Raw genomic sequence first — 24,192 nt, 5'->3', positions numbered from 1 at the left:
ACAATCACGAATCCCATTCAAGGGCTCCGGGCGTGTTTTTCGCTTGTTCGTGTTGGAAAACCGGCTTTTCAGGCCGGTTTACAGCAACCGCAGGGCCTTGGGGTAATGGTTTTTGACCCGTCCGCCCGACACCTTGCCGCCGCCCATGGGGCAGCCATCCACGGTCACGCAGCACCAGCCATCGGCGGCAGTGTCCGCGGCGATCTCACGGCCGGAAAGGTACTCCGTTACCCGCGGGTCGGCAAGAGTCAGTGCTTCACGGTTGGTGCAGAGCGCGCCGAATGCCGTGAACAGGTGGTGCTCCGGCACAAAACGGCCCTTCTGCACGCTGCCCACGAACACCCCCGCCCGCAGGACATGCAGTCCCGTCTGCGGGAAGGGCACGGGCAGCAGAACGCTGCCGCCATGCACCACGGCAGGGCGGTCCGCCAGCGCCGGGAAATACTGCCGGGCAAACTCCTGCCATGCAGCAAGGCTCTGGGCCGGGGTGGCCTCCCCTGTCCCGGCATCCCGGCTGCGGGCGCTGCGGCCCTGCACCGCCTCCCGCAGGGCACGGCTGCTCTCCCGGCGGGCACTGCGGGCATCCGGGGCCTTGGCAGGCTTGCCGCCCTTGCTTCCCTTCTGCTTTTTGCTCTGCTCTGCGGCAGCAGCCAGCCAGAGCTCTTCCTCTGCCGTATAGGTTCCGGGGGCAGGCAGCGCCCGCGGCGTGCCAGCCTTGACCAGACGGGCAATAAAATGCCCCTCGCCGCCCTGACAGGGCCAGATCCGGCGCACTTTGCTCACATCCAGCGGCAGGCCGCCGGTGCGGTTTGCCTCACCCGGGCTGCCAAAGCTGTAATCCACATTGCCGAACACATCGGCCAGCGTGAACTCCGGGTGGCGCTGCAAAAACGCCGCCACCTGTCCCTCGTCCTCTTCCGGGGCAAAGGTGCAGGTGGAGTAGATCATCTCGCCGCCGGGGGCCAGGCAGGCCGCTGCGTTGTCCAGGATCTGTGCCCCCAGTGCGGCGCACTGCTTTACCAGCGCTTCACAATGCTGGGTCACAGCCACGGCTTCCTTGCGGAACATCCCCTCGCCGGAGCAGGGCGCATCCACGAGAACACGGTCAAAAAACTCCGGCAGAGCAGCGGCAATGCGGCCGGTGTCCTCGTTCAGCACCACGGCGTTGGGCACGCCCATCCGCTCCAGATTGCTCCGGAGCACCTCGGCGCGGGCGGCAACGAACTCGTTGCTCACCAGCAGCCCCTGCCCGCCCAGCGCTGCCGCCAGCTGGCTGCTCTTGCCGCCGGGGGCCGCGCAGGTATCCAGCACCCGCATCCCGGGCCGGACCCCCAGCAGGGGCGCGGCACTGGAAGCGGAAGGCTCCTGCGAGTAGAACACGCCCGCATGGTGGTAGGGGTGCCGCCCGGGCTTGAAGGCGGGGTCCTGCACCACAAAGCCCGCCTTGCAGAAGGGCGAGGGCTCCACCGGAAAATCTGCCTGCGCGGCAAACTGCTCCGGCGCAGCACGCAGGGCCGAGACCGTCACGCCCCGGGCAGCAGTCTCCTGCGGGGCGGCATAGAGAGCATCGAACCGGTCGCCCAGCAGAGCGCGCTCCCGGCGCTCAAAATATTCCGTAGGCATGAAAGCTTATCCTCCCATGAATAAAGCCGCCGTTCGCGGCAAAACTAAGGCTGTGAGGGAAAGCCCCCTCACGAAAGGAGTAACGAACCATGAAGGACCACAGCGAGAATCGCACCGAAAACCGCACGAACAACTGCAAGAACCAGAGCCAGAACCGCACCACCAATCAGACCACCAACGAGCACAAGCACCCCAACCAGTATACCAAGGGTGCTGACGACGAGGGTGCCAAGAACAAGAAGTAACACCGCATAAGAAAGCCCGCTGCCTTCCCTGCACTGTTTTCCAGTGCGGAAAGCAGCGGGCTTTCGCGTTTTATTTCTGGTTCGGGTCAAACTGCTGCCACAGGGCATCGAACAGCTCTTCCACACGGGCCATCTGCCCGGTGAGGTAGAGCCAGCCCAGCAGGCACTCAAAGCCGGTGGAAGCGCGGTATTCCTCGGGGGAAGCGTGCTTGGCCACACTGGCCTTGCTGGCGTTGCGGCCCCGCTTGAACACGGCCAGCTCCTCCTCTGTGAAGAGCGGCTCCAACAGCTGCTCCTCCCGGAACTGTGCCCGGGCAGAGACATACTTGACCTTTTCCACATTGAGCTTGCCTGCGGACATCCGGTGGTGCCGTGCCAGACGGGTGCGCACCAGCAGTTCCAGCACGCTGTCCCCCACAAAGGCCAGCGCCAGCGGATTCAGCTCACGGGGGTCGATGGTTTCCGATTCGTTCATCGTAGTAATACCCTTCGTCTCTGTCCTCCCGATCAGGTGATTCTTCATTCAACCTCTCAGTCACGGGCTAACGCCGTGACAGCTCCCCTAGTAGGGGAGCCTTTGGCAGAAGATTCATTTTTCGCTATCATCGCCTATGGCTCCAAAACCATCATCTGCCGCAAGGCAAAAAACGACGGCAGCAGGGCCAAAAGTAGCGAAGCGCCAACACTCGAAAATGCGACGATATGCCAAGGCCTCCCCTACTAGGGGAGGTGGCATCGAGCGAAGCGATGATGACGGAGAGGTTGGACAGAGCTGAAACCTTTCCTTTAGAAGATATAATCGAACTGATATTCACCAATGAGGATGGTGTCGTTCTCCTGCACGCCCTTTTCCACCAGTTCGGTCAGGATGCCGCTCTCGTCCAGTTGACGCTGGAAATACTGCAGGCTCTCGTAGTCATCCACATTGCTGCCGGCCAGGATATACTCCAGCCAGGGCGCGTCGATGCTCCACACATGGGCCTCCAGCCGCTGGATGGTATAAGCACGGTCGTTGGCCTTGGGCTCGGGCTTCTTGTACTCGGGGGTGAACACGGGCACCGGCGGGATATCCTTCAGGCGGTTGTAGACCAGGCCCGGCAGCTCCCGCACGCCCTGCATGGTGGCGGCAGAGATGGGCACAAAGGTCAGGCCCTTGCCCTCCACATAGCTGCGGAAGCTCTCGATCTGCTCCTCGGTGGCCAGGTCGCACTTGTTGCCCACCACGATCTGGGGGCGCTGTGCCAGCTCGGGGCTGAACTTTGCCAGCTCCTCGTTGATCTTTTCAAAGTCCTCCACCGGCTCACGGCACTCGCTGCCGGAGACATCCACCACATGCAGCAGCAGGCGGCAGCGCTCCACATGGCGCAGGAAGTCGTGGCCCAGACCGACACCCTCGCTGGCACCCTCGATCAGGCCGGGGATGTCGGCGCAGACAAAGCCGGCACCCTCACCCACCGACACGACACCCAGGGTGGGCACCAGCGTGGTGAAGTGATAGTTCGCGATCTTGGGCTTGGCCGCGCTGATGGTAGAGATGAGGGTAGACTTGCCCACATTGGGGAAGCCGATCAGGCCCACATCAGCAATCAGCTTCAGCTCCAGCGTCACCTGGATGTCCTCGCCGGGCATACCGGGCTTGGCAAACTTGGGGATCTGGCGGGTAGGCGTTGCAAAATGTGCGTTGCCATAGCCGCCGCGGCCGCCCTTTGCGATGGTGACGGGGGTGTGGTCGGACAGGTCCGCGATGACCAGCCCGCTCTCCGCGTCCTTGATCACGGTGCCCAGCGGCACCTTGATGATGAGGTTTTCGGCATTCTTGCCGTGGCAGAGGCTTGCGCCGCCCTTGCCGCCCTCGGGGGCAGTGTACTTGCGCTTGTAGCGGAAGTCCATCAGGGTGGAAAGATGATCATCCACCACAAAGATGATGTCACCGCCGCGGCCGCCATCACCGCCGTCCGGGCCGCCAGCGGCCACGAACTTCTCACGATGGAAGCTCACTGCGCCATCGCCGCCCTTGCCCGCATGGAGCCAGATGGTGGCGATATCGATAAAATTGGTTTGTGCTGCCATACAGCCCCTCCTATTCTTAAAAAGCCTTTTACCTATATTCAGCTCCCCTACTAGGGGCAACGGCAACGACCACCGCCAGTGGCGGATTAAGGGAGTTGTTGTTGGGGCCGCGGCCAGCAAGATGCGAGTGTCAACCTTGACACGAAGCAGATGCTGGGAGCCGCAACTCGTAGCTGGCCGCGCCAAAGCGCGGACTGAGAGGTTTGATTTCCAAACAGAAAAGGCTTTTTCGTTACCTAAAAAGAGCCGGGCCACGAGGGTCCGGCTCTTCGGGTTGCAGTTTTTCAGGCAGAAGTTACTGCTTCACGCTGCACTTCTTGCCGCTCTTGCCCACGCGCTCAAAACGGACAGTGCCGTCAACCAGAGCAAACAGGGTGTCATCGCTGCCCTTGCCAACGTTCTCACCCGGCATGATGTGGGTGCCACGCTGACGAACCAGGATGTTGCCGGCCAGAACGAACTGACCGTCTGCACGCTTGGTGCCCAGACGCTGTGCTGCGGAATCGCGGCCGTTCTTGGTGCTGCCTACGCCCTTTTTATGTGCCATTGTAATTTACCTCCTTAGCCGTTGATCGCAGTGATCTCAACCTTGGTGTAGGGCTGACGATGGCCCATGCGGCGAGCACTGTGCTTCTTTGCGCGATAGGTGATGATGTTCAGCTTCTTGCCCTTGCCATTCTTGATGACCTTGGCAGAAACGGAAGCGCCCTCAACAACGGGAGCGCCAACCTTGACAGAACCCTCCTCGCCAATAGCGAGAACCTGATCAAACTTCACTTCGGAGTCGGCCTCAACGTCCAGCTTTTCGATGTAGACGATGTCGCCCTGCTCCACGCGGTACTGCTTACCGCCGGTAACAATGATTGCGTACATTTGTTTCATTCCTTTTCGTTGTACTCGCTGGTCGTAAAGGCAGGCCCTCACGGGGCCGTTTCCGGTGCCCACACCATGCGGCTAGAATATTATAGCAGAAAAAAGTCCGCTTTGCAAGGGCTTTTTGCACTTTACTCCGGATTTTTTTCGTTCTTTTCCGGGTGTTCGCGCCGGTCCAGCGCTTCCTTTACGGTTTCATTCCACGCTGCCGTTTTCTCAACGAACTCCGCGCGGGATGCAGAGGCCGGCAGAGCAGCGTCCGTCCCCGCAAAAGTGGTGGGGCCGTCCAGCTTTTTCATCCGTGCCCGGTTCTCGCTGTTCAGAGGCAGCTCTACCATCAGGGGCTTGTCCCTGAACTTCCTTGTCAGGAGGATCTCGGCGATCACGCCGCCCACAACGGCAACGCCAGCCACCAGCTGGGACACCCGCAGGCCGATGCTTGGCACCAGCAGCAGGCTGTCGGTGCGGAGGGCTTCGATCCAGAAGCGGCCCGCACCGTACCAGATGAGGTACCGCAGGGCGATATCCCCTGCAAACCTGCGCTTTTTGATGTAGCGCACCAGCAAGAACAGACCCACAAAGCACCAGATGCTCTCATATAAAAAGGTGGGATGCACCGGCAGGTTCGGGTCGATGGTCACACCTTTGGGCACCGTGACCACGCTGCTCGTCAGGTAATCGTGGGTCGCCTGGCTGTACATGCCCCAGGGCAGGGTGGTGTTGCAGCCAAAGGCCTCCTGATTGAAAAAGTTGCCCCAGCGGCCGCAGCCCTGCCCGATGAGGAAGCCCATGGCCGCCAGATCAAACATGGGCAGCATGGGGACCTTCCGCCACTTGCAGGCCAGACCTCCGAACAGAAAGGCCCCGATGACGCCGCCATAAATGGCAAGACCGCCATCCCGGATGGCCAGCACATCTTTCAGGCTGTGGTACTGATAGGGCGAAAGGGCCACATAGTAGAGCCGGGCACACAGAATGCCCATGACCACGCCGATGAGGATGACATCCACCATGGCATCGGCATCCACACCAAACTCCACACTGTGCCGGAAGGCGAACACCAGCGCCAGGCACATGCCCACGGCAATGCAGACACCGTACCAGTAAATGTTCATGCCTCCGATGGAAAAGGCCACACGGTCAAGCTCAAAGCTCAGCCCCAGCCCCGGAAACTGCACCAGATTCGTCATTCTTCCATCTCCTCCTCATCGTCCGGCTCTTCCCCGGCCGTGCCGTCGGGCTGGATGTACATCACAGCCATCCGCTCCTCGCTCAGGATCTTCTGCAGCGCTGCGTCGGCATCCTCTGCCGTCAGCGCCGCCAGCGTGGCGATCTGCTGGGCCACGGTCTGGCCGCTGAGGGCAAAGTCTGCCATCTGGCTGGCCGAGTCCTCCACGTTCTCCAGATTTTCGATCAGCTGGCCGTATTTTTCATTCTTGCACAGGGTAAAGATCTCCCGGTCCACGCCCTCAGCACGGATGCGCCGGATCTCCTCCAGCAGCAGCTGCTTCACGGTGTCGGGCACATCGCTCTCGCCGGTGAACAGGATGCAGCAGCAACCGTCCACCCGGAGCACCTCCCCGCCAAAGCCGGGATTGGTCAGGCCCTCATCATAGAGCTTCCGGTAGAGCCTCGACATGCCGCCAGAGATGCAGCAGAGGATGAGGTCATACAGGATCTCGCTGCGCAGGTCGTCATGCTGCAGCGGCTGCTCCTTGAAGCCGATGCCGAAGCAGGGCTTGGACACCGGCATTGTAATGGTCTTTTCGGCAGCGGCCAGCGTCATGGGTTCCTCTGTCCAGAGCCGCTGCACCCGCTCCACCGGGCGCGCTTCCATCAGGCCGTGGCGCGCACAGGCCGCCAGGATCTGCTCCATGCTGGTGCTGCCTGCGGCGGCCAGCACCATGTTGTTGGGGGCATAGAACGCCTTGCAGCAGTCGTACAGCATCTCCGGCGTGATCTCTGCAATGCTTTCCACCGTGCCCGCAATGTCGCTGCGGATGGGGTGGCTGTGATACAGGCACTCGCACAGGCCGGTGATGAGCCGCCAGTCGGCGCTGTCATCATACATTTTGATCTCCTGCCCGATGATGCCCTGCTCCTTGGCGATGGTCTGCTCAGTAAAGTAGGGCCGGCCCACCATGCCCAGCAGCACATCCAGGCTTTCGTCCAGCTGCTCGGTGGCGGTAAACAGGTAGCAGGTGCGGTCAAAGCTGGTAAAGGCATTGGCATTGGCACCGGTCTTGGCGAACTTTGCAAAGGCATCGCCGTCCTCATCCTCAAACATCTTGTGTTCCAGAAAATGCGCCACACCGGCGGGCAGGTGCACTTCCCTGCCGTCCACCCGGAAATCCCGGTCGATGGAGCCAAAGCGGGTGGCATAGATGACATGAGTGCCGGAATAGCCCGGCATGGGCCGCACCAGCACCGTCAGGCCCGAGGGCAGCACCTTCCACTCATCGGCGGCGGCCTCGGTCAGGGCACGGTTCGTGTTCTGTTCAGGCATGGGCGCTCTCCTCCTCTCGGGTCAGAAGATAGCTGACTGAAAGGGTCAGCTGCCGCAGAACGGTGCGGACATCCTCCTCGGTCACAGCCTGCAGGGCCGCGCGGGCATCGTCCGGGGTCTGCACCGGGCCGCCCCGCAGCACCTCCATGTAATACCAGGTCTCAATGCCGCCCAGCGTATCCTCAATACCCGCCATCCCGCTCAGCAGGGAGCGGCGGCAGTCCTCAAGTTCCTCAGCCGTGATGGGGCCGCTGCGCAGGTCATCCAGCTCCTTCAGGATCGCTTTTTCGGCCCGGGCCGCGTCGGCGTGCTCCACGCCGCTGTTCACAGCCATGCTCCCGGTAAAGCTCTGGAAGCTGGACGAGCAGTAATAGCACAGATGATCCCGTTCCCGCACGTTCAGGAACAGGCGGCTGGTCACACTGCCGCCATACAGCGCCATGGCAAGCCGCACCGCCGCCATCTGGTCGGGGCGCATGGGCACGCCCAGCGTGAACAGCATGCAGAGCTTGGCCTGCACCGTATCAAAGCACTCTACCCTGCGCACGGCATCCTGCCGGGGCATGGCAAGGTTCTCGCACAATGGCAGCGGGGCCCGCCCGATGTGGGAAAGCTCTTCCAGCAGGGCCTGCTTCACCTGCTCGGTCTCCGCTTCCCCGCAGCCCAGCACCAGCAGCTCAATGCTGGCGGTGCGGAGCATCTCACGATAAGCCTCTGTCAGCGTCTCCGGGGTCAGACCGTCCACCTCGTCCAGATAGCCCTCCTGCCGGATGCCGGCGGGGCTGCTCCCAAAGAACTCCCGGTTGGCCTGCCGCTGGCAGTAGATGCGCTTTTCGTTGATCTCATCCTCCAGCGCCTTTTTCAGCATCTGCTTTTCGATGGCGACCGCCTCCGGGTCAAACACACCGCCCACAAAATAGGGATGGAACGCCGTGCCCAGCGCCAACGCGGCATACTCCCGAGTCAGGGCCTCGCCCTCCAGTGCAAAGCGGTCCTTGATGCCGGTCACACTGACGCAGAGGTTGTGGTTTGCACCCAGCGGGCGGGCATCCACGGTCAGGTCCGCGCCGTACAGCCGGGCAAGCTTTTTGGTCATCTGGGTCATATCCGGGCAATCCGCATAGCCCCGCTCCATCAACAGAGGCAGCAGGGCGTGGGCGGTTGCCGTCTCCCGCCGTGCCGGAAACGCAAAGTGGATGCTGATCCGGCAGCGGTTGAATTTCTGCGCCGGGTCCCAGGAAAGATGGACCCCGGGCGCGATCTCGGTTCGTCTCAACAGTCGTTCTCCTTTTTTGTTACAGCTTTGTGCGCTCCAGTGCAAGGAACTCCTCCAGCGAGAGCCCGGACGCGCGGATGGCGAGGGCATTTTCCACCCCCACATAGCGCCAGTGCCAGGGCTCGTATACCATGCCGGTGGCGGCCTGCCGCTCCTCCGGCCAGCGGAGGACAAAGCCATACTCCGCAGCGTAGGCGGTCAGCCACTCGTAGGCGCGGGTATCGGCAAAGCGGGTGGTCTTTTCGGTGCAGTCCGGGCTGAGAATGTCCGCCGCATAGCCGGTGGCCTGCTCGCTGGCATTGGCCGGAGGGCAGACGCAGGCGGCATAGGCCGCTGCCTCCTCTTCGGAAAGCCCCTTTTCCAGATACACCTGCTTCCGGGCATCAAAGGCCGCTTCCCGTGCGGAAACATCCTGATAGCCCGTCACCAGTTCCAGCGTGATACCGTCTGCCGCCGCAGCTGCCGCCATGGCGCGGTACTGCTCTGCGGCTTCCGCTTCCAGCTGCTGGCCCGTGGCATCATCCGCCACCGCAAGGGCCGGGGCAGGCTCTGCGTCCAGCGGCAGATTCCCGTTCACCAGCACCAGCCGGGCATCGGCAAGGTTCAGCTGGTATTCGGTGCCATCGTAGTTTCTGGCCACAAAGGTCTCCGGCCCCGCGATCAGGGCGTGGGCCTTGGGCAGCAGCCATAAAATGCCGCTGGTCATCAGGGCAACAGCCGCGCCGCAGGCCGCCAGAAACACGGCCCAGTTCCGTGCCAGACGCAGGCAGCGCCGGATCCTCCACTCCCGCCGGGTCATCCGCCGCCGGGGCGCTTGCTTGTTTTGGTTCATCGATATCGGTTCCCTTCTCACATCATTTCGCAATGCACAGCCGCACAATTACATTATTTTATTATACACTTCTTTCGCCGGGGTGTAAACGGAAAGGGATGTTAAAAAATTGTGTCTTTCAAAAAAGGGAGTTCCGTTACGGACGAACGTCCGAGCAGAACTCCCTTTGGGGTTTATAAAAATCCCGCGTTAAAGCGCTTTCCTCAATTCAGAATTTTCCCGTCAATGGAGAGGGTGACCGGCTGCCGTGGCAGAGGACTCGTTCAGGACAGCTTGATCTTCAGGTCTGCCAGCAGATTCACGGCCTCCGGCAGCGAGAATTTCGCATCCTTCAGGCGGCTGCCCAGAATATCCACCTTATAGCCTGTGGCATCCCGGAAGTCGGCTTTCCGCAGATCACACTGGTAAAATTCCGTTTCGTGCAGCTCTGTGCCCATGAAATTCACCATCTGCATCTCGCACTTGGCAAACATGGAACCCACGATCTCAGTTTTCTTCTTTGATAAACCAGAAGTTGTCTGTCTGATTTCTTCGTCAATTTTTTTCATAGAATACTATATCCATTTTTTCGTTTATATGCTCAACCTTTCCAGTTTGAACATATCCCATTTTCTCATATAGATGTAGATTTCCCTTTTCTTGTAAAATTGTATCCAAACACCAATGGTCAGAACCATATATATTTTCAAGTTCAATCATTGCTTGTTGAGCATATCCTTTATTGCGAAATTCACCCATAATCCAAATTGGCGAAATTCTTTTTCTACTTCCATCGTTTTTATTAACTATTCGTACTGCACCAACAACTATATCATTCTCAACGATATAATAATAAGTTGTCCAAGGCTGTTCAAATTTAGCGATTATTTTTTCTAAGCTTTCAGTTGCCGGACTCATATCGAAATCTTGATATTTATCTAAAAGCTCTGTAAATGCCTCTACTTGCATTTTCCAGATGGTTTCTATATCTTCTCTCGTTGCTTTCTTTAATGTGATAGCCATTATCCTTCTCCTTCCTGTAATCGGTCGCACAAATCCCGAGTTGTCGTTCTCAGTATACCATGATCTCTCTCTGCGGAAAAGATATCAGGAAACAAAAATGGCCCCGGAGGGCTTGTTGCAGCTCTCCGGGACCATCTTATGTGCGTGTGTGACTTGGCACACACGACCGGCATTTTACTCGATTTCAATCAGATTCGGGTTCTCAGGCAAAGCCTTCGTCTGCTGAGGAGCAGGCAGCTCAACATGCAGGACGCCATCCTCGAACTTTGCATGGATGTCTTCCTTCTTCACATCGCCCACGTAGAAACTGCGTGCACAGGTGCCGGAGAAGGTCTCGCGCCGCAGATAGCGACCCTTCTGATCCTTTTCGTCATTGCTGTGGCTGCGCACTGCCTGAATGGTCAGGTAGCCGTCGTTCAGATCCATCTGAACGTCTTCCTTCTTGCAGCCCGGCAGATCAACCGCTACTTCGTAGCCGTTGTCCGTCTGTTTGACATCGGTCTTCATCATGTTTGCACCGCGCTTACCAAAGGTATCACGCGCCTCACGGTTCATCATACGTTCCAGTGCAGCGTCATTCCAGAACGGATCGAAGAAATCATCGAACAGGTTTTCATGGAAAACAGTCGGCATAAGCATAAATCATTCCTCCAATCCCGGCGTTCGGGTCGGGGCAAAAAATCTGAAGCGCCCATTCAGAAGGGCTTTCCGGGGAGCCTAGCGGCTCTCCTTTTGCCCTTCCTCCTGAGCACGCCACTGTTATAGCACCGTTAATTAGCAATGTCAATAGTAGAGTGCTAATATTCACGAAAAAATAATACTTCTGCAACAATTTCTTGGTTCTGGCTCTCCCCGTTTTCCCCTTTGGGGCGGGCTGCCACGCTTTTTTTCGTTGCCGCCTGGTTTGGCACTTTTCAACGGTCCCGTTCCGTGTTACAATAGGAAAAAACGAAACCGGGTGATTTTTTGGAATTTTATGGTACCATTGGCCCCGCCTGTGCCCAGCTGGAGACCTTGCAGCGCATGGTGGAAGCTGGCATGACGGGCATCCGCATGAACCTTTCCCACGGGCCCCTTTCGGCCCACAAAGACTGGCTGGATATCATCCACGCCGTGGGCATCCCCCAGCTGCTCATCGACCTGCAGGGGCCGGAGCTGCGCATTGGCACGCTGCCCCAGCCCCTTGTGCTGGAACCAGGCCAGAGCCTCCGGCTGGGGCAAGGGGGTGTCCCCTGCCCGGCGGCGCTGGTGCATGCAGCCCGGCCGGGCCAGGACCTCCTGCTGGACGACGGCAGGCTCCTTGTGCAGGTGGCCGAAGCCGATGGCGCTGCCCTGCAGTGTACTGTGGTACGGGGCGGCACCCTGCAAAGCCGTAAAAGCCTTGCGGCACCGGGGCTGACGGTGGCCTCCCCCACGTTGACGGAGGAGGACCTGCAAAACCTGCAGCTGGCGGGAGCCTGCGGCGTTACCGGGGTGATGCTTCCCTTCGTGCGGGGGGCTGAGGACATCCGCACCCTGCGCCGGGCGCTGGAACAGGCCGGGGCCGGGCAGATCCGCATTTTTGCCAAGATCGAGAGCCTTGCGGGGGTACAGGCCCTGCCGGAGTTCCTGCCCCTTGTGGATGAAGTGGTCATTGCCCGCGGGGACCTTGGCAACGCCATACCCCTGTGGGAGCTGCCCCGGTGTCAGAAACAGCTTTCGGCGGTCTGCCGGTCTGCCGGGGTGTCCTTTATGGTGGTGACCCAGATGCTGGACAGTATGTGCAGCCGGGCGGTCCCCACCCGCGCCGAGGTCAGCGACATCTACAACGCCGTAGCAGACGGCGCTTCCAGCGTGATGCTCACCGGGGAGACCGCCGCCGGGCAGTACCCGGTGGAGGCCATGGAGTATCTTGTGCGCACTGCCCGCACCGCCTTGGAATAACCCAAAGTCAAAGACACTCGGTCGATCTGTGTTGCCGCATTTAGTCCAGAATTTTTCCGTCAATGGAAATGGTGACCACCTGCCACGGAATGAACTTTCCGCTGGTCTGCAGTGCCTTTTTTGCGGCCATCTCCAAGCCGCCGCAGCAGGGCACCTCCATGCGGAGGATGGTCACGCTCTGGATGTCGTTGCTGCGCAGAATCTCGGTCAGCTTTTCGCTGTAATCCACAGCATCCAGCTTCGGGCAGCCGATGAGGGTCACCTTGCCGCGCATAAATTCCTGATGGAAATTGGCGTAGGCATAGGCCGTGCAGTCCGCTGCGATCAGTAGCTTTGCGCCCTCAAAGTAGGGCGCATGGACAGGTGCCAGCTTGATCTGCACCGGCCAGTTACGGAGCCGGGAAACTGACTGCACGGGGGCAGAAGCTGCGCTTTCGGCGGCCTCCGGCTGTTCCAGCATCCGCATCCGGGAGCCGGGGCAGCCTCCCTCGTGGAGATGCTTCATCTTCTCCTGCAGCTCCTTTTTCTTTTTGTTCTCCTGCACCGCCGCCTCGTCGTAAGCGGGAGCTTCCCGCTCTTCAAAGGTGATGGCACCGGTGGGGCAGCCCGGCAGGCAGTCGCCAAAGCCATCGCAGAAATTCTCTTGCACCAGCTTTGCCTTGCCGTTGATGATATCAATGGCACCTTCATGGCAGGCGGTTGCGCACAAGCCGCAGCCGTTGCATTTTTCTTCGTCAATATGGATGATCTTCCGAATCATATCTATACTCTCCTGTTGTGGGTGTTTTTTGCATTTGCATCCTTATTATAGTATACTAAAGGCAGCTTGTATGTTTGAATTCCAACAAGGAGGGCTTTTATGCAAAAATATCTGCCTGTTCTACGGAACTGCCCCTTTTTTACCGGGCTTACCGACAATGAGATTTTGTCCATCCTGCACTGTGTCAGTGCAGCGAAAATCACCCGGCCCCGGGGCTCCTACATTTTCCGTGCCGGAGATTCCACAGAGGTCATGGGGCTGGTACTGTCCGGCTCCACCCTTGTGATCCAGGAGGATCTTTGGGGACACCGCAACATCCTGTCCAAGTGCAATACCGGAGACTTTTTCGGGGAGCCTTACGCCGCCACCCCCGGTGCCATCCTGAACATCAGCGTGGTGGCAGAGGAGGATTGCGAAATTCTGCTGCTGAACGTCAAGCGGCTGCTCACCTCCTGCCCCACCGCCTGCGACCATCACCAGAAACTCATCCGCAATCTGGTCAGCGTTCTGGCAAACAAAATACTGCTTTTTAACGATAAGATCACCCATGTCAGCAAGCGCACCACCCGGGAAAAACTGCTGTCCTACCTGTCTGCCGAATCCATCCGGCAGTCCTCCCTTTCCTTTGACATTCCCTTTGACCGTCAGCAGCTGGCGGATTTTCTCTGCGTGGAGCGTGCCGCCATGTCGGTGGAGCTTTCCAAGCTGCAAAAGGAAGGGCTGCTGGTCACCAAGCGGAATCACTTTGAACTGTTGACCCGTTGATCGCTCCATGCGCCGCCCGCAGGCGGCACCCTTTATTCTCCCGGTGATTCTTGAAGCCAGCCTTTGCGCAACTGTTCCAGTGCGTGGGTCTCAAGCCTTGAGACATAACTTCTGCTGATCTGGAGCAGCTGTGCCGTTTCCAGTTGGGTCAGGGGCGGCTGACCCGCCAGCCCGTCTTCTTTATGACCGAGCCGCGAATTACGGAAGTATCATTGTCTGGAAGTACCTGAAGCTGCATATTCAATTTTCAAGGGTAGCCGGGATGAAAAGCTCGTTGTACTTTACTGCAAGCAGCTTGGTATCGACTATAAAAATCTGTCAGACGAAGAATTTCGCTGGCTCATTCGGATTCTCAAAAAGTCAAAGAAAATGGGAACGCCTATCAGCCAGAGGAAAAAACGGTAAAGAAAAACCGCTGTTGCATGGTTTGTTGGCTTCCATGTAGCAGCGGTTCGTGCTGTGGTTATTCAGTTGATATTGTGTAAAGCGATAAATTGTAAGCTATCAATCGCCACTTAGGCGTGTTTTCCCAATAACAATGTAAAACAACGGTATCATTATAACCATTGCTGCTATGATATGTACATATATGAAACTTTGTGTTCCTGTAACAAGAAACAAACTTGTTATTGTATAATTCCATAACCAATGAAATCCTGTAGGCATCCAAATACTCTTTGTAGTGTAAAACATTTCATTGGCAAATATTCCATATAGAAAAGGAAAAATAAACATTACCAGAACAGAAATATTATCGGTATTAAAAATATGTGGTAGTGTAAAAATAAGTGCAGCGATTACGCAACTCAAATACTTATTTTTACATTTTTGCAGCAACAGCCCAAAAATAATTCCTCTAAAAATAACTTCTTCAATAAAGGACACGAAAAAGTAAAATATGATTTTTCCTTTATGATTCATCAACAGTGATAAAAAACCAGTGTCTTGAAGAATTATATTTGATTTGACTGATGAATAAACTATAAACAATACAATGATTGGCATTATAGCCCCAACTGCAAAATTCAGAAAATCTATTTTTCTAAAATATAACCCTATGCTTTTTAACATAACGCACCTTTTAACCTCTGATTTGTCATAATCCTGACACCATACTATTATGAATAAATTATCTCATGCAGAATAATTTCTTCTGCCCGATTGTGAATGTTATTGCATCGCCGCACCCATTCCATTTGACGGGTACACTTTAATTTCTCGGTTACGCCCTCGGCAATTTTTATCTGCTCCATGATGGTATCTAACCGTTCCTGTGCCTGTTCGTTCAGGTCTGCAAGATATGTCCACAATTCTCCGGTCAGTATCAATGTGTTCAATCTGGCTGGGTGGACTTTTCTCAAATATTCCCGGTGCATCCGTCCGTGCTGATGTGCTTTCCCTCTTTGCTCATGTTGGCAATCATATTCGTTGTCATACCGGCGGCAAGCCTTAAATCTTCTTTTCTCATATCACGCTCTATCAGTGCGCCAGAGTGGTTTATAGTTGATGTGCATATTGTTTTCCTGCTTTTCTATCCATACCACCGGGCGGTTGCCCCGGCAGGAACTTTTCTCTTATTATAACACCAATCTTATGAAATCACAATTTATTCTTGTTGTCTGCCGCTGATACCGTCTGGATTGTGCTTTTCCTTTCTTTTTGTTCCCGCATCTCAAGCGCTCCATAAGCAAAATTTATAGGTCATAGTAAATTTATTCGGTTTACTGATATGATACTTCATGTTATACTATATTACAATAGGAAATATGGATAGGAGTTTCAGAATCATGGAAAAGAAAGCAAGCAGTTTCTCCGGACAAATCGGATTTGTCCTTGCTGCCGCCGGAAGTGCGGTGGGTGTCGGCAACCTGTGGCGGTTCCCGTACCTTGCCGCAAAAGATGGCGGCGGTTTGTTTTTGCTGGTGTATCTGGTGCTGGTGCTGACCTTCGGTTTCACGCTGCTCACCTCGGATATCGCCATTGGCCGCCGCACAAAGCAGAGTGCCATCCGCGCCTACGAGACGATGCGCCCCAAGTGGAAATTCCTCGGCATCCTGACTTTTCTGGTGCCAGTTCTGATTATGACCTACTATGCCGTCATCGGCGGGTGGATCACGAAATATGCGGCAGTCTACCTGACCGGACAGTCTGCTGCCGCTGCTGAGGACGGTTATTTTACCAGCTTCATCACCTCGCCAGTCTCCCCTGTGGTGTTCGCTCTGCTGTTCATGGGCGTGACTGCTTTCATCGTGTACAACGGCGTGGAGGGAGGCATTGAGCGGGTGTCCCGCTACATGATGCCCATTCTGCTGGTTCTGGTGGTGGTGATTGCGGGTTACGCCCTCACCCTGCGCCACGAGGATGCCTCCGGCCAGATGCGCACCGGTCTGGAGGGTCTGCGCTACTACCTGACCCCGCACATGGAAGGGCTGACTGTCAGCCGCTTTTTGCAGATTTTGCTGGATGCCATGAGCCAGCTGTTCTTCTCCCTCAGCGTGTCCATGGGCATTATGATCACCTACGGTTCCTACGTCAAACCGGACGTAGACCTGAACAAAGCGGTGAATCAGATTGAGATCTTCGATACCGGCGTAGCCCTGCTGGCCGGTGCCATGATCATCCCCGCCGTGTATGTTTTCTCTGGCACCGAGGGCATGAGCGCAGGCCCCAGCCTGATGTTCGTCTCGCTGCCCAAGGTATTCAACGCCATGGGCAAGGCGGGCATGTTCGTTGGCATCCTGTTCTTTGTCACTGCCATTTTTGCCACCCTGACTTCCTGCATCTCGGTGCTGGAATCCATCACCGCCAACTGCATGGAGATCTTCCACTCGGGCCGCAAAAAGACGGTGCTTGTGCTGGCGGTCATCTATCTGGCCGCTTCCGCCATCATTGCGCTGGGTTACAGCATCTTCTATTTTGAAGTACAGCTTCCCAACGGATCGGTGGGTCAGCTGTTGGATATCATGGACTATGTCAGCAACAGTGTTATGATGCCTTTCATTGCCCTGCTGTCCACCATCCTGATTGGCTGGGTCATGACACCGGATTACGTCATTGACGAGATGCAGCGCAACGGCGAGACCTTCCGCCGCAAGAAACTCTACCGGGTGATGATCCGATATGTTGCTCCGGTGATGATGCTGGTGCTGTTTTTGCAGTCCACCGGGATCCTTGCTTAAGCCGTGAAGCCCCCGCTGGCTTTTGGGAAACCGGACGAGCAGAAAGGGATTTACCCCGACACGCTCGGTTCCGTTATCACCTGATCCACGCCATTGAGGGTGCATATAAGTATCGGAAAGACTGATGATACCAGTTTTATCGGATGGTTCTGCGGAGCCATCCGTTTTTCTCTTATTCTGATCGCATTTTTTCTGTTTTCTCTTGACGATGTCCCGCCAATGGAGTAGGATGGTGCTGCAAAAACGAATTGCAAAAGAGGAGATTCAAATGCAAATCAGCCTTTTATTGATGCAGCAGATCGCGCAGCTATTTCTGATTCTGCTGATGGGATATGCCGTTGTGAAAACCGGCTTGTTGAAGGCATCGGACAGTAAGGTGCTGTCTGTGGTCTTTGTCTATCTGGTCATGCCTTGTGTCGTTCTGAACGCCTTTCAGATCAAGGATACACCGGAGATCCGCACCGGGCTGCTTTATTCCATGGGCATCGCCGTTGGAATGCACGTTGTATTTCTGCTTCTGAATGCGCTGTTCCGCAAAGTTCTCAAGCTGGACGCAGTGGAGCAGGTCAATGTCATTTACAGCAATGCCGCCGCGCTGGTCATTCCCATCGTGCAGGCCCTGCTGGGGGAGGAATATGTTGTCTACTCCTGCGCCTTTGTCATTGTACAGCTGGTGCTGCTCTGGACCCATGCCAGTGCCTGCCTGCAGGGGTCTGCCCGGCTGGAATGGCGCAAGCTCCTTACCAATGTCAATCTGATTGCCATTGCAGCCGGTGCTCTGCTGTACCTGCTGCACATCTCGCTGCCCGCCCCAATCACCAGCACACTGAGCAGTGTCGGCAATATGATCGGCCCCATGGGAATGCTGCTGGCAGGCATGGCCATTGCGGAAGTCCCCCTCAAAAAGGTTTTCTGCACCCCGCGCAACTATCTGCCGGTATTTCTGCGTCTGCTGGGTGTTCCGCTGGTCATCGTCCTGCTACTTTGGGCAGTTCACGCATCCCTTTGGATCCCGGACGGCAAGTCCATCCTGATGACGGTCTACCTTTCTGCCATTACCCCCGCCTGTGCAACGGTCACCTCCATGGCACAGCTCTATGACCGGGATGCTTCTCATTCCAGCGCGATCTATGTCCTGAGCACGCTGCTTTCCATCCTGACCATGCCGCTGATGATCGGGTTGTTTGAGCTGTTGCTCTGAAATACAAAAAAAGGCCGTCCGGCACCGTAGCAGGGCAGCCTTTACAACTACAAGGATGTGTCTCTATGAAACTACTCAAACAATTCATTCAGCAGGAAACGGTCCTCACCGCAGCCGCTGTGCTGGCCGTTGTCTCCGCCTTCTTTGTTCCACCGGATGTGCAGTATCTCGGCTACATCGACCTGCGCACGCTGGCGATCCTGTTTTCCCTGATGACGGTCATGGCCGGGCTGCGGCGGCAGGGCTTTTTTGATGGCCTGGGACGGGCATTGCTGTCCCGCACCCACAGCACCTTTCAGCTGACACTGGTACTGGTCGGGCTGTGCTTTTTCGGAAGCATGTTCATCACCAACGATGTTTCCCTGCTGACCTTCGTTCCCTTTACGTTCGTGGTCCTGAGCCGTTTGGAAGCGGATGTCCGCCGCTCCCTTCTGGTCCCGGTGGTCTGTATGCAGACCATTGCGGCAAACCTTGGCAGTATGCTGACCCCCATCGGCAACCCGCAGAACCTCTATCTTTACGGAAAAAGCGGCATGAGCATCGGGGGATTTGTGCTTCTTATGCTGCCCTACACACTGGTCTCTCTGCTCCTGCTGCCGACTTGGGCAGCGCTGGTCTGCCGGAAAGCCTCTGCCACCCTCTCCGTGGACGAGCTTGTTTCTTCTTCTGCATCTCAGGGGGATCAGAAGATCATCCTGCTGTATCTGGTTCTGTTTGCCGTTTGCCTGCTGTCCGTGATCCGGGTGCTGCCCTATGGCATCGCCTTTGCCGCTGTACTCGTCTGCGTTCTTTTTGCAGACCCGCACACCTTACGGGCAGTGGACTATTCCCTGCTTTTGACCTTTGTGGCTTTTTTCATCTTCATTGGCAATCTGGGGCGCATTCCGGCATTTTCCGGCTGGCTGCAGGAGTTTCTGACCGGCCGGGAAGTGCTGGTGGCGGTTCTTGCTTCGCAGGTCACCAGTAATGTTCCCGCCGCCCTGCTGCTGTCCGGGTTCACGGCAGAGACACAAGCCCTCATCATCGGCACCAATCTGGGAGGTCTTGGCACTTTGATCGCATCCATGGCCAGTCTTATTTCCTACCGGCAGATTGCACGGGAGCTGCCACAGGGGAAGAAGCAGTATTTTGGGCTGTTCACCCTATCCAACCTGATCTTCCTTGCGATCCTGCTGGGCGTGTGGTTCTTGCTCCGTTGACCGGGGCAGATGACTTATGGTTTTTCTATAAAGCTAAAAAAGGGAGTTCCGTCACGGACGAAGGTCCGGGCAGAACTCCCTTTGGTTTTATCGTATGCACCAGCGGATAAACCGCTTTGTTTCTTCTTTCTTCATTTTCTTCGCTTCCTGTTCGTAATCATAATAGCCAAAAGCGTTCCAGCTCCGACACAAGCAGTGCCGGATGATTGATGATCTCGCCATGGCCGAAACCGGGGAAACAGCGGACGATCAGGCTCGGATATGCCGTCCGCAGCCGCTGGATAGCCTTTTTCATGTGCCCTTCTTTTTCTCCGTACCAACAGGCGACCTTTGCATCGGGCTGTACCAAAAAGTCCGTTCGATAGAGATAAAGTCCTGCCTCCCAAGTGGCCCGGACGGATTCCAATCTGATATGATCCGGGATACGGCGGAGCATAGTCTGCATTCCCTGCTCCGTCTGCCCCATAAAGCGCAGCGCCCATGCAGGCATGTACTTTTCGTGTGCCGTTCGATATTGCTTTTGCGGCATGACCTTCAAAATCAGTCGATTCAGCACTCCGAAATCCAGATACTCCGGCCCGCTGAGGATCATCCGATCGATCTGAACGGTTGGGGAAGCCTTCAGAAAAACAGCCGGTCCACAGCCCAGCGACTCTGCAAAAAGCAGATCCAGCCGTCCGTTAAGCTCTTTCTCAATATAACCGGCCAACTTGTCCGCCTGATTCTGGGCGGTCGTGTAGGTTGTTTTGCCTGTTCCGTCAAAGCCATCGAAGCTGACGGCATACACGCAGAATTTCCTTTCCAGCAGCGGGATCAAATCCTCAAACTGCCGCCAGCACATAAGATTTCCGTGCAGCAGCATCATGGTCTTTCCCTCTATATTGCCGAATCGTTTGATTTCCATTTCAATATGCCACCCACTATTATCTGACCTTCATGCAGAAATCGCAACGGTCATTTCCACGCCCTAGCGTCATGCTTCTCTCCCAGATCAGCTTCGGATGCAGCCCGGTATAGCTGATGTCATCACTGTCACAAAAGCAGCGGCACAGCTCCGGGCAGCCGTATTCTGCGCAGGTGTCGTGATAGGGACACTTCATCATATCCACACGCCAGACGCCGTTACCGGTCTGCAGTTCTTTTGGGGCAAAGCCCGCCGCCGGGCCGAAAACGCTCCGGGTGGATTTGACGAAAACGCCGGGAACAAGGCGGTAAAGCCCCGGTATGTGCAGCAGGGCGGCAAGCTGTTTGTGGCTCGTTCTCGCCAAGTGCTCCACATAGCCGTGAACGGTTTGCAGTGCCTCCTCTTTCGGCATGACCCGCTGCAAGGTCTCGTAGGCCGAAATGCCCGGCAATATCTGCCGCTTGAGGTGATATTGCTTTTCCTTGCTTGCACCCGCATTTTCAGCCAGCAACGCACTCAGGCGTATATCGAAAGCGGTGTTCAGTTCCTTTGCCCGCGCGGGAAAGCGCAGTGCCACAGTCTCCCGGAAATCACGGGAGAGATAGGTTTCCTTCATCGTCCTGCCTCCGTTCCAGCTTTCACGAAGCCCTTCTTTTTATACCCGCAGTCGCAGTATGGGCCGCCGGAGGCGAGAGTGTACTGCCGCACAAAGTTCGTCGCAGCGCCCGCTTCGCTCATGGTGTAGTCCAGATGGCACAGGGCAGGGGTCAGATCGTACAGCCCCAGTTCCTTCATCAGCACACAGATGCCGCACTTGGTAAAGCGTCCTTCATAGCCGCTGCCGTCAGGGTATTCGTAAAATTCCATGTTCCACGAGTAGGGGTTGCGGTCGGCGGCTTTCAGAGCAGCGGTGGCCTTCATGGCGGCAATATCCTTTGGGGTAAACTTGCTTTTTCCGCTCTTGCGGCAGAACCACTGCATGGGCTTTGTCATCATGGACTTTGCGTAGTAATCCGTCAGCCTGTCCACCTCCGGACGTTGCGGCATGGAGAGGATGAACGCGCCGAGCATTGCGCAGTTGACGATGTTCATCTTGAAGCGGTCCGCTTTTTCAAACTCCGGTAGCCTGCGGATGATCTGCCGGTATTGCGGCTTTGCCTTTTTCGTGATGGCTCTTGCGGTGGCTGCATCATAGCCCAGCACAGCGGTCAGCTGCTTTTGAAAGGAGCCTGAAAACAGCACCCACATTCCCATAGGCATCCCGGCGTATTTCATTGCAGATACCTCCCGGCTTCCGTTTCCAGTGCCTGCCATACCGGGTAGGCTGCGCCATGTTCATCGAAAAATTTCTTAAGATCCCGGTTCAGCGCACTCATTTCGTCGATGGCGTTCATGGCATGGTCGGAGGCGCAGAGTTTTCCCAGCGAGGTGGCGCACATCAGCTTGAAAAAGCGCAGGCAGGTCTTGCGGTATTTCTCCCCTTCAAAGTCTGCATCCTCCTTGGGCAGAATGGTGTGCCCGGCATCTCGGATGGCGCGGTATCCCTCGATGTTGGCATCCAGCACACGGTTCAGGTACGCGGTATCGCCCCTGAGCTTTTTCAGGTCGCCGTCTGTCTTATAGCAGGCGAAGGCCGCAGGCATCACAAACGCGGCATGGCAGAGCAGATAGTCCTCCATGTTCGGCTCGTAAACGACCTTATATTTTGTGCCGTGGAAGATGCGCCCGATCAGCTGTTTATTGGAGATTGCACCCGGCAGCTGTCCGATGGTGATCTTTTTCAGGTCGATGGAGACAACCCGGTCAACCTCCCGATGCCCCGCAGAAAGCGCAAAGGCAAACAGGACGTTCTTTTCCGGAAGTGCCGCCGCCAATGCTTTTGTCTGTACGTTGTTGCCCACAAAAACGATGTTCTTCGTCCGGTTCGCCCGCAGCGTGTCCAGAACGGAATCCAGCTGTGTATAGCGCAGGACCACAAAGATCACATCGTACATTGCATCCGGTGCAAGTTCAGTCACCACCGGAATGCGGCTGACCGAGGTGCGGAGCGAAAATTTGTCCTTGATCCGCAGGCCGTTCTGCTTGATCTCCGCAGCCCAGTTTCCCCGCGCAAGCAGAGTGACATCCTTTCCGGCGCGCAGCAGATTTCTTGCCAGATTGCACCCCAGAACGCCTGCACCATATACCAGAATCTTCATTTCTTGCCTCCAAATCTGATCTTCACGATCTGCATTTTCATCCCGTTGTCTCCAACCTTTGCGAGGAATCGGAAAAAGCCGCTGACGGAAGGATCTTTCAAATCGTTGTAACCCAGCATATAGCCGCGGCTTGTGACCTGCAGACGGCTGTCCCACTCGCCAATCTCCTTGGGGGCATCCGAAACCGCGAAATATGCTCCCACATCCTTGATTTTTGCCGTTCTGAGCCATGTTTTGGCAATCATCTTTACCGCCGTGCGGTTGGCAGCATCAAAGACCAGCACTCCGCCGGGGAAAGCGTCCGCCATCCCCTGCACCAGCGCCTTGACCTGCTGGGTCAGGAAGTAATAGAACACCCCGGAGGCAAAAAACACCGCCCCGCCGGAGGCATCGATCTTGTCAAACCATGCGGGGTCTTTCAGGTCGCAGGGGATGTTTTGCTCCCGCTCCCCGGCGGGCAGCAGCTGCTGCCGCAAGGCAATCACATCCGGAAAGTCCAGATTGTAGATCTTGCATCTGCCGTTGTCGCAGGCTCTGCCGGTGTTATCCAGCCCGCAGCCCAGATTGACCACTGCCGCGCAGGGGTGCGTTTTCAGGTATGCCTGCACCTCAAAGGCAAGGTCATTCTGCCGCATGGCGACCTCCAGCGCACCGAACCGCTGCATCAGGCTGCGGGAGTTTTTCTCTGCCTCTGAAAAGTCGTAGTCGATCTGGTCGATCAGATGCACCGCTGTTTCGTCCCGATAAAGGTTTGGGTACAGTTCGGTGCACAGCTTCCGGGAATACAGCGGGAGGATCAGCGTCTCCTGCACGGTGTTTTTCTCGATTTTGTATTTCATATCGGGTCCTCTCACTTTCTGATAAACGGCAGCTTCGGCATACCGTCCTGCTCAGCGATAAATGCCAGCATTTCAGCAAAGCCCTTCGGATCACGAATCTGATATTGCATGTGATCGTATCCTTCAAATATGGGGTAATTGCCGCAGGGATAGGCTTCTATCACCGCTTGACGGTATTTGAAATGATCTTCTATGCTGCCAAACTCGAAATAGAGATGCTTTTGCAGTTCTTCGGAAAGTGCTGGAAAGGGTTTATCCTCCAGGCTGTCCAGAATCTGTCGCCGCAAATTTGTGTAGGTCAGATTTTTCCCTGCGGCTATAAAATACGGCTTTATGGAATCATCGTCACACCACAGGATCTTTTTCAATGTGCCGCTCTTTGACCAGTACAGGCTCTTGATGGCCAGATACAGAAACGGTGTCATCATGCGGCGCGTACCTTTTCCGATTTGTGCAAACTGCCCGCCGTCAAAGAAAACATGTCCGATGGGCAGCTTCGTGCCTGTCAAAAACGCCATGGCAAGGTCAGCACCGATCGAAGAAGCCACAACCAGTTCAAGGCGTTCCACCCCCTGCGATTTCAGGTATTCTTCCACCTGACGAACCTCGTCCGCCTTGCTGACATATTTCTGCCCTTTGCAGTACACGGTGGAGGTAGGTAAAATGCAGAAATACCGATCCTGTAAATAGTTTGCAACCGGTTCGCTGCTCTCCCCCGTCACGCCCATTGCGTGAAAAAACAAAACAGCGGGAGCATTCCGATTTCCCAATGTCTTAAACTTCATTGTCTCTCCTTT

At 56.2% G+C, this 24,192-nt stretch carries 27 protein-coding genes and 3 pseudogenes; 7 read left to right on the top strand and 23 right to left on the bottom strand.

Annotated elements, in window-relative coordinates; all coding sequences use genetic code 11:
* Positions 1–78 precede the first annotated feature (78 nt).
* Positions 79–1,623 carry an RsmB/NOP family class I SAM-dependent RNA methyltransferase gene (locus tag GXM22_RS06110; RefSeq protein ID WP_097772283.1) on the bottom strand — a complete coding sequence of 515 codons (1,545 nt, stop codon included), beginning with the start codon at positions 1,621–1,623 and terminating at the stop codon, positions 79–81.
* A gap of 89 nt (positions 1,624–1,712) precedes the next feature.
* On the opposite strand from GXM22_RS06110, the gene GXM22_RS15035 reads away from it, so the two are divergent.
* Positions 1,713–1,868, top strand: coding sequence for a hypothetical protein (locus tag GXM22_RS15035; RefSeq protein ID WP_005933941.1), 156 nt, complete (start codon positions 1,713–1,715; stop codon positions 1,866–1,868).
* 70 nt (positions 1,869–1,938) lie between these two features.
* On the opposite strand, the gene GXM22_RS06105 is transcribed toward GXM22_RS15035, so the two are convergent.
* The 11 genes from GXM22_RS06105 to GXM22_RS06055 all read right to left on the bottom strand — a co-directional run bounded on the left by GXM22_RS06105 (position 1,939) and on the right by GXM22_RS06055 (position 11,066).
* A complete protein-coding gene (locus GXM22_RS06105; protein WP_035394406.1) occupies positions 1,939–2,343 on the bottom strand; it encodes a Mini-ribonuclease 3 in 405 nt (134 codons plus the stop codon).
* 311 nt (positions 2,344–2,654) lie between these two features.
* The gene (gene obgE, locus GXM22_RS06100) at positions 2,655–3,938 is read right to left on the bottom strand and encodes a GTPase ObgE (RefSeq protein WP_005933947.1); all 1,284 of its coding nucleotides are present in this window, start codon (positions 3,936–3,938) and stop codon (positions 2,655–2,657) included.
* A 295-nt stretch (positions 3,939–4,233) separates the two neighbouring features.
* On the bottom strand, positions 4,234–4,485 hold the full coding sequence (gene rpmA / locus GXM22_RS06095) for a 50S ribosomal protein L27 (protein WP_005923362.1): 252 nt from the start codon (positions 4,483–4,485) through the stop codon (positions 4,234–4,236).
* Positions 4,486–4,499: 14 nt separating this feature from the next.
* The gene (gene rplU / locus GXM22_RS06090) at positions 4,500–4,811 is read right to left on the bottom strand and encodes a 50S ribosomal protein L21 (RefSeq protein WP_035394408.1); all 312 of its coding nucleotides are present in this window, start codon (positions 4,809–4,811) and stop codon (positions 4,500–4,502) included.
* Between the two features lie 131 nt (positions 4,812–4,942).
* Positions 4,943–6,001: a prolipoprotein diacylglyceryl transferase gene (lgt, locus tag GXM22_RS06085; RefSeq protein ID WP_005933951.1), complete on the bottom strand. Its 1,059-nt coding sequence runs from the start codon at positions 5,999–6,001 to the stop codon at positions 4,943–4,945.
* The gene (yfmH, locus tag GXM22_RS06080; protein WP_005933954.1) at positions 5,998–7,317 is read right to left on the bottom strand and encodes an EF-P 5-aminopentanol modification-associated protein YfmH; all 1,320 of its coding nucleotides are present in this window, start codon (positions 7,315–7,317) and stop codon (positions 5,998–6,000) included. The genes lgt and yfmH overlap by 4 nt, the downstream gene beginning before the upstream one ends.
* Positions 7,310–8,593 (bottom strand): M16 family metallopeptidase, encoded by a 1,284-nt coding sequence (locus tag GXM22_RS06075; RefSeq protein ID WP_005933958.1) that lies wholly within the window; start codon positions 8,591–8,593, stop codon positions 7,310–7,312. The genes yfmH and GXM22_RS06075 overlap by 8 nt, the downstream gene beginning before the upstream one ends.
* A 19-nt stretch (positions 8,594–8,612) precedes the next feature.
* Entirely contained in the window at positions 8,613–9,425 is an 813-nt protein-coding gene (locus GXM22_RS06070) for a M15 family metallopeptidase (protein ID WP_005933963.1), read from the bottom strand.
* 263 nt (positions 9,426–9,688) lie between these two features.
* Positions 9,689–9,973: a pentapeptide repeat-containing protein gene (locus GXM22_RS06065; protein WP_005933968.1), complete on the bottom strand. Its 285-nt coding sequence runs from the start codon at positions 9,971–9,973 to the stop codon at positions 9,689–9,691.
* Positions 9,960–10,427 (bottom strand): GNAT family N-acetyltransferase, encoded by a 468-nt coding sequence (locus GXM22_RS06060; protein ID WP_187115648.1) that lies wholly within the window; start codon positions 10,425–10,427, stop codon positions 9,960–9,962. The genes GXM22_RS06065 and GXM22_RS06060 overlap by 14 nt, the downstream gene beginning before the upstream one ends.
* Positions 10,428–10,601: 174 nt before the next feature.
* The gene (locus GXM22_RS06055; protein ID WP_005933975.1) at positions 10,602–11,066 is read right to left on the bottom strand and encodes an Hsp20/alpha crystallin family protein; all 465 of its coding nucleotides are present in this window, start codon (positions 11,064–11,066) and stop codon (positions 10,602–10,604) included.
* A gap of 327 nt (positions 11,067–11,393) precedes the next feature.
* Between GXM22_RS06055 and GXM22_RS06050 the strand changes: the two genes are divergently transcribed.
* Positions 11,394–12,350, top strand: a complete 957-nt coding sequence (locus GXM22_RS06050) for a pyruvate kinase (RefSeq protein WP_147585144.1) — start codon at positions 11,394–11,396, stop codon at positions 12,348–12,350.
* Positions 12,351–12,390: 40 nt separating this feature from the next.
* Here GXM22_RS06050 and GXM22_RS06045 read toward each other — a convergent pair whose 3' ends face one another.
* Positions 12,391–13,110, bottom strand: a complete 720-nt coding sequence (locus tag GXM22_RS06045) for an ATP-binding protein (protein WP_005933981.1) — start codon at positions 13,108–13,110, stop codon at positions 12,391–12,393.
* A gap of 99 nt (positions 13,111–13,209) precedes the next feature.
* Between GXM22_RS06045 and GXM22_RS06040 the strand changes: the two genes are divergently transcribed.
* A complete protein-coding gene (locus GXM22_RS06040; protein WP_005933988.1) occupies positions 13,210–13,875 on the top strand; it encodes a Crp/Fnr family transcriptional regulator in 666 nt (221 codons plus the stop codon).
* A gap of 32 nt (positions 13,876–13,907) precedes the next feature.
* Here GXM22_RS06040 and GXM22_RS06035 read toward each other — a convergent pair whose 3' ends face one another.
* Positions 13,908–14,018, bottom strand: coding sequence for a sigma factor-like helix-turn-helix DNA-binding protein (locus GXM22_RS06035; RefSeq protein ID WP_306414105.1), 111 nt, complete (start codon positions 14,016–14,018; stop codon positions 13,908–13,910).
* A gap of 103 nt (positions 14,019–14,121) precedes the next feature.
* On the opposite strand from GXM22_RS06035, the pseudogene GXM22_RS15415 reads away from it, so the two are divergent.
* Positions 14,122–14,280, top strand: a pseudogene (locus tag GXM22_RS15415) (helix-turn-helix domain-containing protein); the annotation flags it as partial.
* Between the two features lie 99 nt (positions 14,281–14,379).
* Here the strand turns inward: GXM22_RS15415 and GXM22_RS06030 are convergent.
* The 3 genes and pseudogenes from GXM22_RS06030 to GXM22_RS15455 form a co-directional block, all read right to left on the bottom strand.
* Positions 14,380–14,946 carry a CPBP family intramembrane glutamic endopeptidase gene (locus GXM22_RS06030; RefSeq protein ID WP_005933994.1) on the bottom strand — a complete coding sequence of 189 codons (567 nt, stop codon included), beginning with the start codon at positions 14,944–14,946 and terminating at the stop codon, positions 14,380–14,382.
* A 47-nt stretch (positions 14,947–14,993) separates the two neighbouring features.
* Positions 14,994–15,260, bottom strand: a pseudogene (locus GXM22_RS06025) (TnpV protein); the annotation flags it as partial.
* A pseudogene (locus GXM22_RS15455) lies at positions 15,254–15,466 on the bottom strand (helix-turn-helix domain-containing protein); the annotation flags it as partial. The pseudogenes GXM22_RS06025 and GXM22_RS15455, both read right to left, overlap by 7 nt.
* Positions 15,467–15,662: 196 nt before the next feature.
* Between GXM22_RS15455 and GXM22_RS06015 the strand changes: the two are divergent.
* The 3 genes from GXM22_RS06015 to GXM22_RS06005 all read left to right on the top strand — a co-directional run bounded on the left by GXM22_RS06015 (position 15,663) and on the right by GXM22_RS06005 (position 19,454).
* Positions 15,663–17,054, top strand: coding sequence for a sodium-dependent transporter (locus tag GXM22_RS06015; RefSeq protein ID WP_035394411.1), 1,392 nt, complete (start codon positions 15,663–15,665; stop codon positions 17,052–17,054).
* A gap of 268 nt (positions 17,055–17,322) precedes the next feature.
* Positions 17,323–18,255: an AEC family transporter gene (locus GXM22_RS06010; protein WP_035394413.1), complete on the top strand. Its 933-nt coding sequence runs from the start codon at positions 17,323–17,325 to the stop codon at positions 18,253–18,255.
* A 65-nt stretch (positions 18,256–18,320) separates the two neighbouring features.
* Entirely contained in the window at positions 18,321–19,454 is a 1,134-nt protein-coding gene (locus GXM22_RS06005; RefSeq protein WP_005934005.1) for an SLC13 family permease, read from the top strand.
* Between the two features lie 157 nt (positions 19,455–19,611).
* Here the strand turns inward: GXM22_RS06005 and GXM22_RS06000 are convergent, their stop codons facing one another.
* Genes GXM22_RS06000 through GXM22_RS05975 form a run of 6 tightly spaced genes read right to left on the bottom strand, consistent with a single transcriptional unit; the run spans position 19,612 to position 24,180 of the window.
* On the bottom strand, positions 19,612–20,358 hold the full coding sequence (locus tag GXM22_RS06000; protein WP_005934007.1) for an alpha/beta fold hydrolase: 747 nt from the start codon (positions 20,356–20,358) through the stop codon (positions 19,612–19,614).
* 19 nt (positions 20,359–20,377) lie between these two features.
* Positions 20,378–20,974: an L-2-amino-thiazoline-4-carboxylic acid hydrolase gene (locus GXM22_RS05995; protein WP_005934009.1), complete on the bottom strand. Its 597-nt coding sequence runs from the start codon at positions 20,972–20,974 to the stop codon at positions 20,378–20,380.
* Positions 20,971–21,633: an L-2-amino-thiazoline-4-carboxylic acid hydrolase gene (locus GXM22_RS05990; protein ID WP_005927508.1), complete on the bottom strand. Its 663-nt coding sequence runs from the start codon at positions 21,631–21,633 to the stop codon at positions 20,971–20,973. The genes GXM22_RS05995 and GXM22_RS05990 overlap by 4 nt, the downstream gene beginning before the upstream one ends.
* Positions 21,630–22,556, bottom strand: coding sequence for a ketopantoate reductase family protein (locus GXM22_RS05985; RefSeq protein ID WP_005927504.1), 927 nt, complete (start codon positions 22,554–22,556; stop codon positions 21,630–21,632). The genes GXM22_RS05990 and GXM22_RS05985 overlap by 4 nt, the downstream gene beginning before the upstream one ends.
* Positions 22,553–23,395 (bottom strand): class I SAM-dependent methyltransferase, encoded by an 843-nt coding sequence (locus tag GXM22_RS05980; protein ID WP_097772299.1) that lies wholly within the window; start codon positions 23,393–23,395, stop codon positions 22,553–22,555. The genes GXM22_RS05985 and GXM22_RS05980 overlap by 4 nt, the downstream gene beginning before the upstream one ends.
* Positions 23,396–23,406: 11 nt before the next feature.
* A complete protein-coding gene (locus tag GXM22_RS05975; protein WP_005934018.1) occupies positions 23,407–24,180 on the bottom strand; it encodes an alpha/beta fold hydrolase in 774 nt (257 codons plus the stop codon).
* Between the last annotated feature and the right edge of the window lie 12 nt (positions 24,181–24,192).

The organism is Faecalibacterium duncaniae (assembly GCF_010509575.1).
GTDB lineage: Bacteria > Bacillota > Clostridia > Oscillospirales > Ruminococcaceae > Faecalibacterium > Faecalibacterium duncaniae.
Note: the sequence above shows the minus strand (reverse complement) of the source record. Positions and strands in the feature narration are given on the sequence as shown.

Bases quoted from the DNA above. Each gene is read 5' to 3' on its own strand.
- GXM22_RS06045 (WP_005933981.1), bottom strand. From the start codon at position 13,110: ATGATTCGGAAGATCATCCATATTGACGAAGAAAAATGCAACGGCTGC.
- GXM22_RS15035 (WP_005933941.1), top strand. From the start codon at position 1,713: ATGAAGGACCACAGCGAGAATCGCACCGAAAACCGCACGAACAACTGC.
- rpmA (WP_005923362.1), bottom strand. From the start codon at position 4,485: ATGGCACATAAAAAGGGCGTAGGCAGCACCAAGAACGGCCGCGATTCC.
- GXM22_RS05985 (WP_005927504.1), bottom strand. From the start codon at position 22,556: ATGAAGATTCTGGTATATGGTGCAGGCGTTCTGGGGTGCAATCTGGCA.
- yfmH (WP_005933954.1), bottom strand. From the start codon at position 7,317: ATGCCTGAACAGAACACGAACCGTGCCCTGACCGAGGCCGCCGCCGAT.
- GXM22_RS06065 (WP_005933968.1), bottom strand. From the start codon at position 9,973: ATGAAAAAAATTGACGAAGAAATCAGACAGACAACTTCTGGTTTATCA.
- GXM22_RS06070 (WP_005933963.1), bottom strand. From the start codon at position 9,425: ATGAACCAAAACAAGCAAGCGCCCCGGCGGCGGATGACCCGGCGGGAG.
- GXM22_RS05980 (WP_097772299.1), bottom strand. From the start codon at position 23,395: ATGAAATACAAAATCGAGAAAAACACCGTGCAGGAGACGCTGATCCTC.
- GXM22_RS06010 (WP_035394413.1), top strand. From the start codon at position 17,323: ATGCAAATCAGCCTTTTATTGATGCAGCAGATCGCGCAGCTATTTCTG.
- GXM22_RS06040 (WP_005933988.1), top strand. From the start codon at position 13,210: ATGCAAAAATATCTGCCTGTTCTACGGAACTGCCCCTTTTTTACCGGG.
- GXM22_RS05975 (WP_005934018.1), bottom strand. From the start codon at position 24,180: ATGAAGTTTAAGACATTGGGAAATCGGAATGCTCCCGCTGTTTTGTTT.
- GXM22_RS05995 (WP_005934009.1), bottom strand. From the start codon at position 20,974: ATGAAGGAAACCTATCTCTCCCGTGATTTCCGGGAGACTGTGGCACTG.
- GXM22_RS06110 (WP_097772283.1), bottom strand. From the start codon at position 1,623: ATGCCTACGGAATATTTTGAGCGCCGGGAGCGCGCTCTGCTGGGCGAC.
- GXM22_RS06000 (WP_005934007.1), bottom strand. From the start codon at position 20,358: ATGGAAATCAAACGATTCGGCAATATAGAGGGAAAGACCATGATGCTG.
- GXM22_RS06105 (WP_035394406.1), bottom strand. From the start codon at position 2,343: ATGAACGAATCGGAAACCATCGACCCCCGTGAGCTGAATCCGCTGGCG.
- GXM22_RS06060 (WP_187115648.1), bottom strand. From the start codon at position 10,427: ATGGCTATCACATTAAAGAAAGCAACGAGAGAAGATATAGAAACCATC.
- GXM22_RS06055 (WP_005933975.1), bottom strand. From the start codon at position 11,066: ATGCTTATGCCGACTGTTTTCCATGAAAACCTGTTCGATGATTTCTTC.
- GXM22_RS06015 (WP_035394411.1), top strand. From the start codon at position 15,663: ATGGAAAAGAAAGCAAGCAGTTTCTCCGGACAAATCGGATTTGTCCTT.
- GXM22_RS05990 (WP_005927508.1), bottom strand. From the start codon at position 21,633: ATGAAATACGCCGGGATGCCTATGGGAATGTGGGTGCTGTTTTCAGGC.
- rplU (WP_035394408.1), bottom strand. From the start codon at position 4,811: ATGTACGCAATCATTGTTACCGGCGGTAAGCAGTACCGCGTGGAGCAG.
- obgE (WP_005933947.1), bottom strand. From the start codon at position 3,938: ATGGCAGCACAAACCAATTTTATCGATATCGCCACCATCTGGCTCCAT.
- lgt (WP_005933951.1), bottom strand. From the start codon at position 6,001: ATGACGAATCTGGTGCAGTTTCCGGGGCTGGGGCTGAGCTTTGAGCTT.
- GXM22_RS06005 (WP_005934005.1), top strand. From the start codon at position 18,321: ATGAAACTACTCAAACAATTCATTCAGCAGGAAACGGTCCTCACCGCA.
- GXM22_RS06030 (WP_005933994.1), bottom strand. From the start codon at position 14,946: ATGTTAAAAAGCATAGGGTTATATTTTAGAAAAATAGATTTTCTGAAT.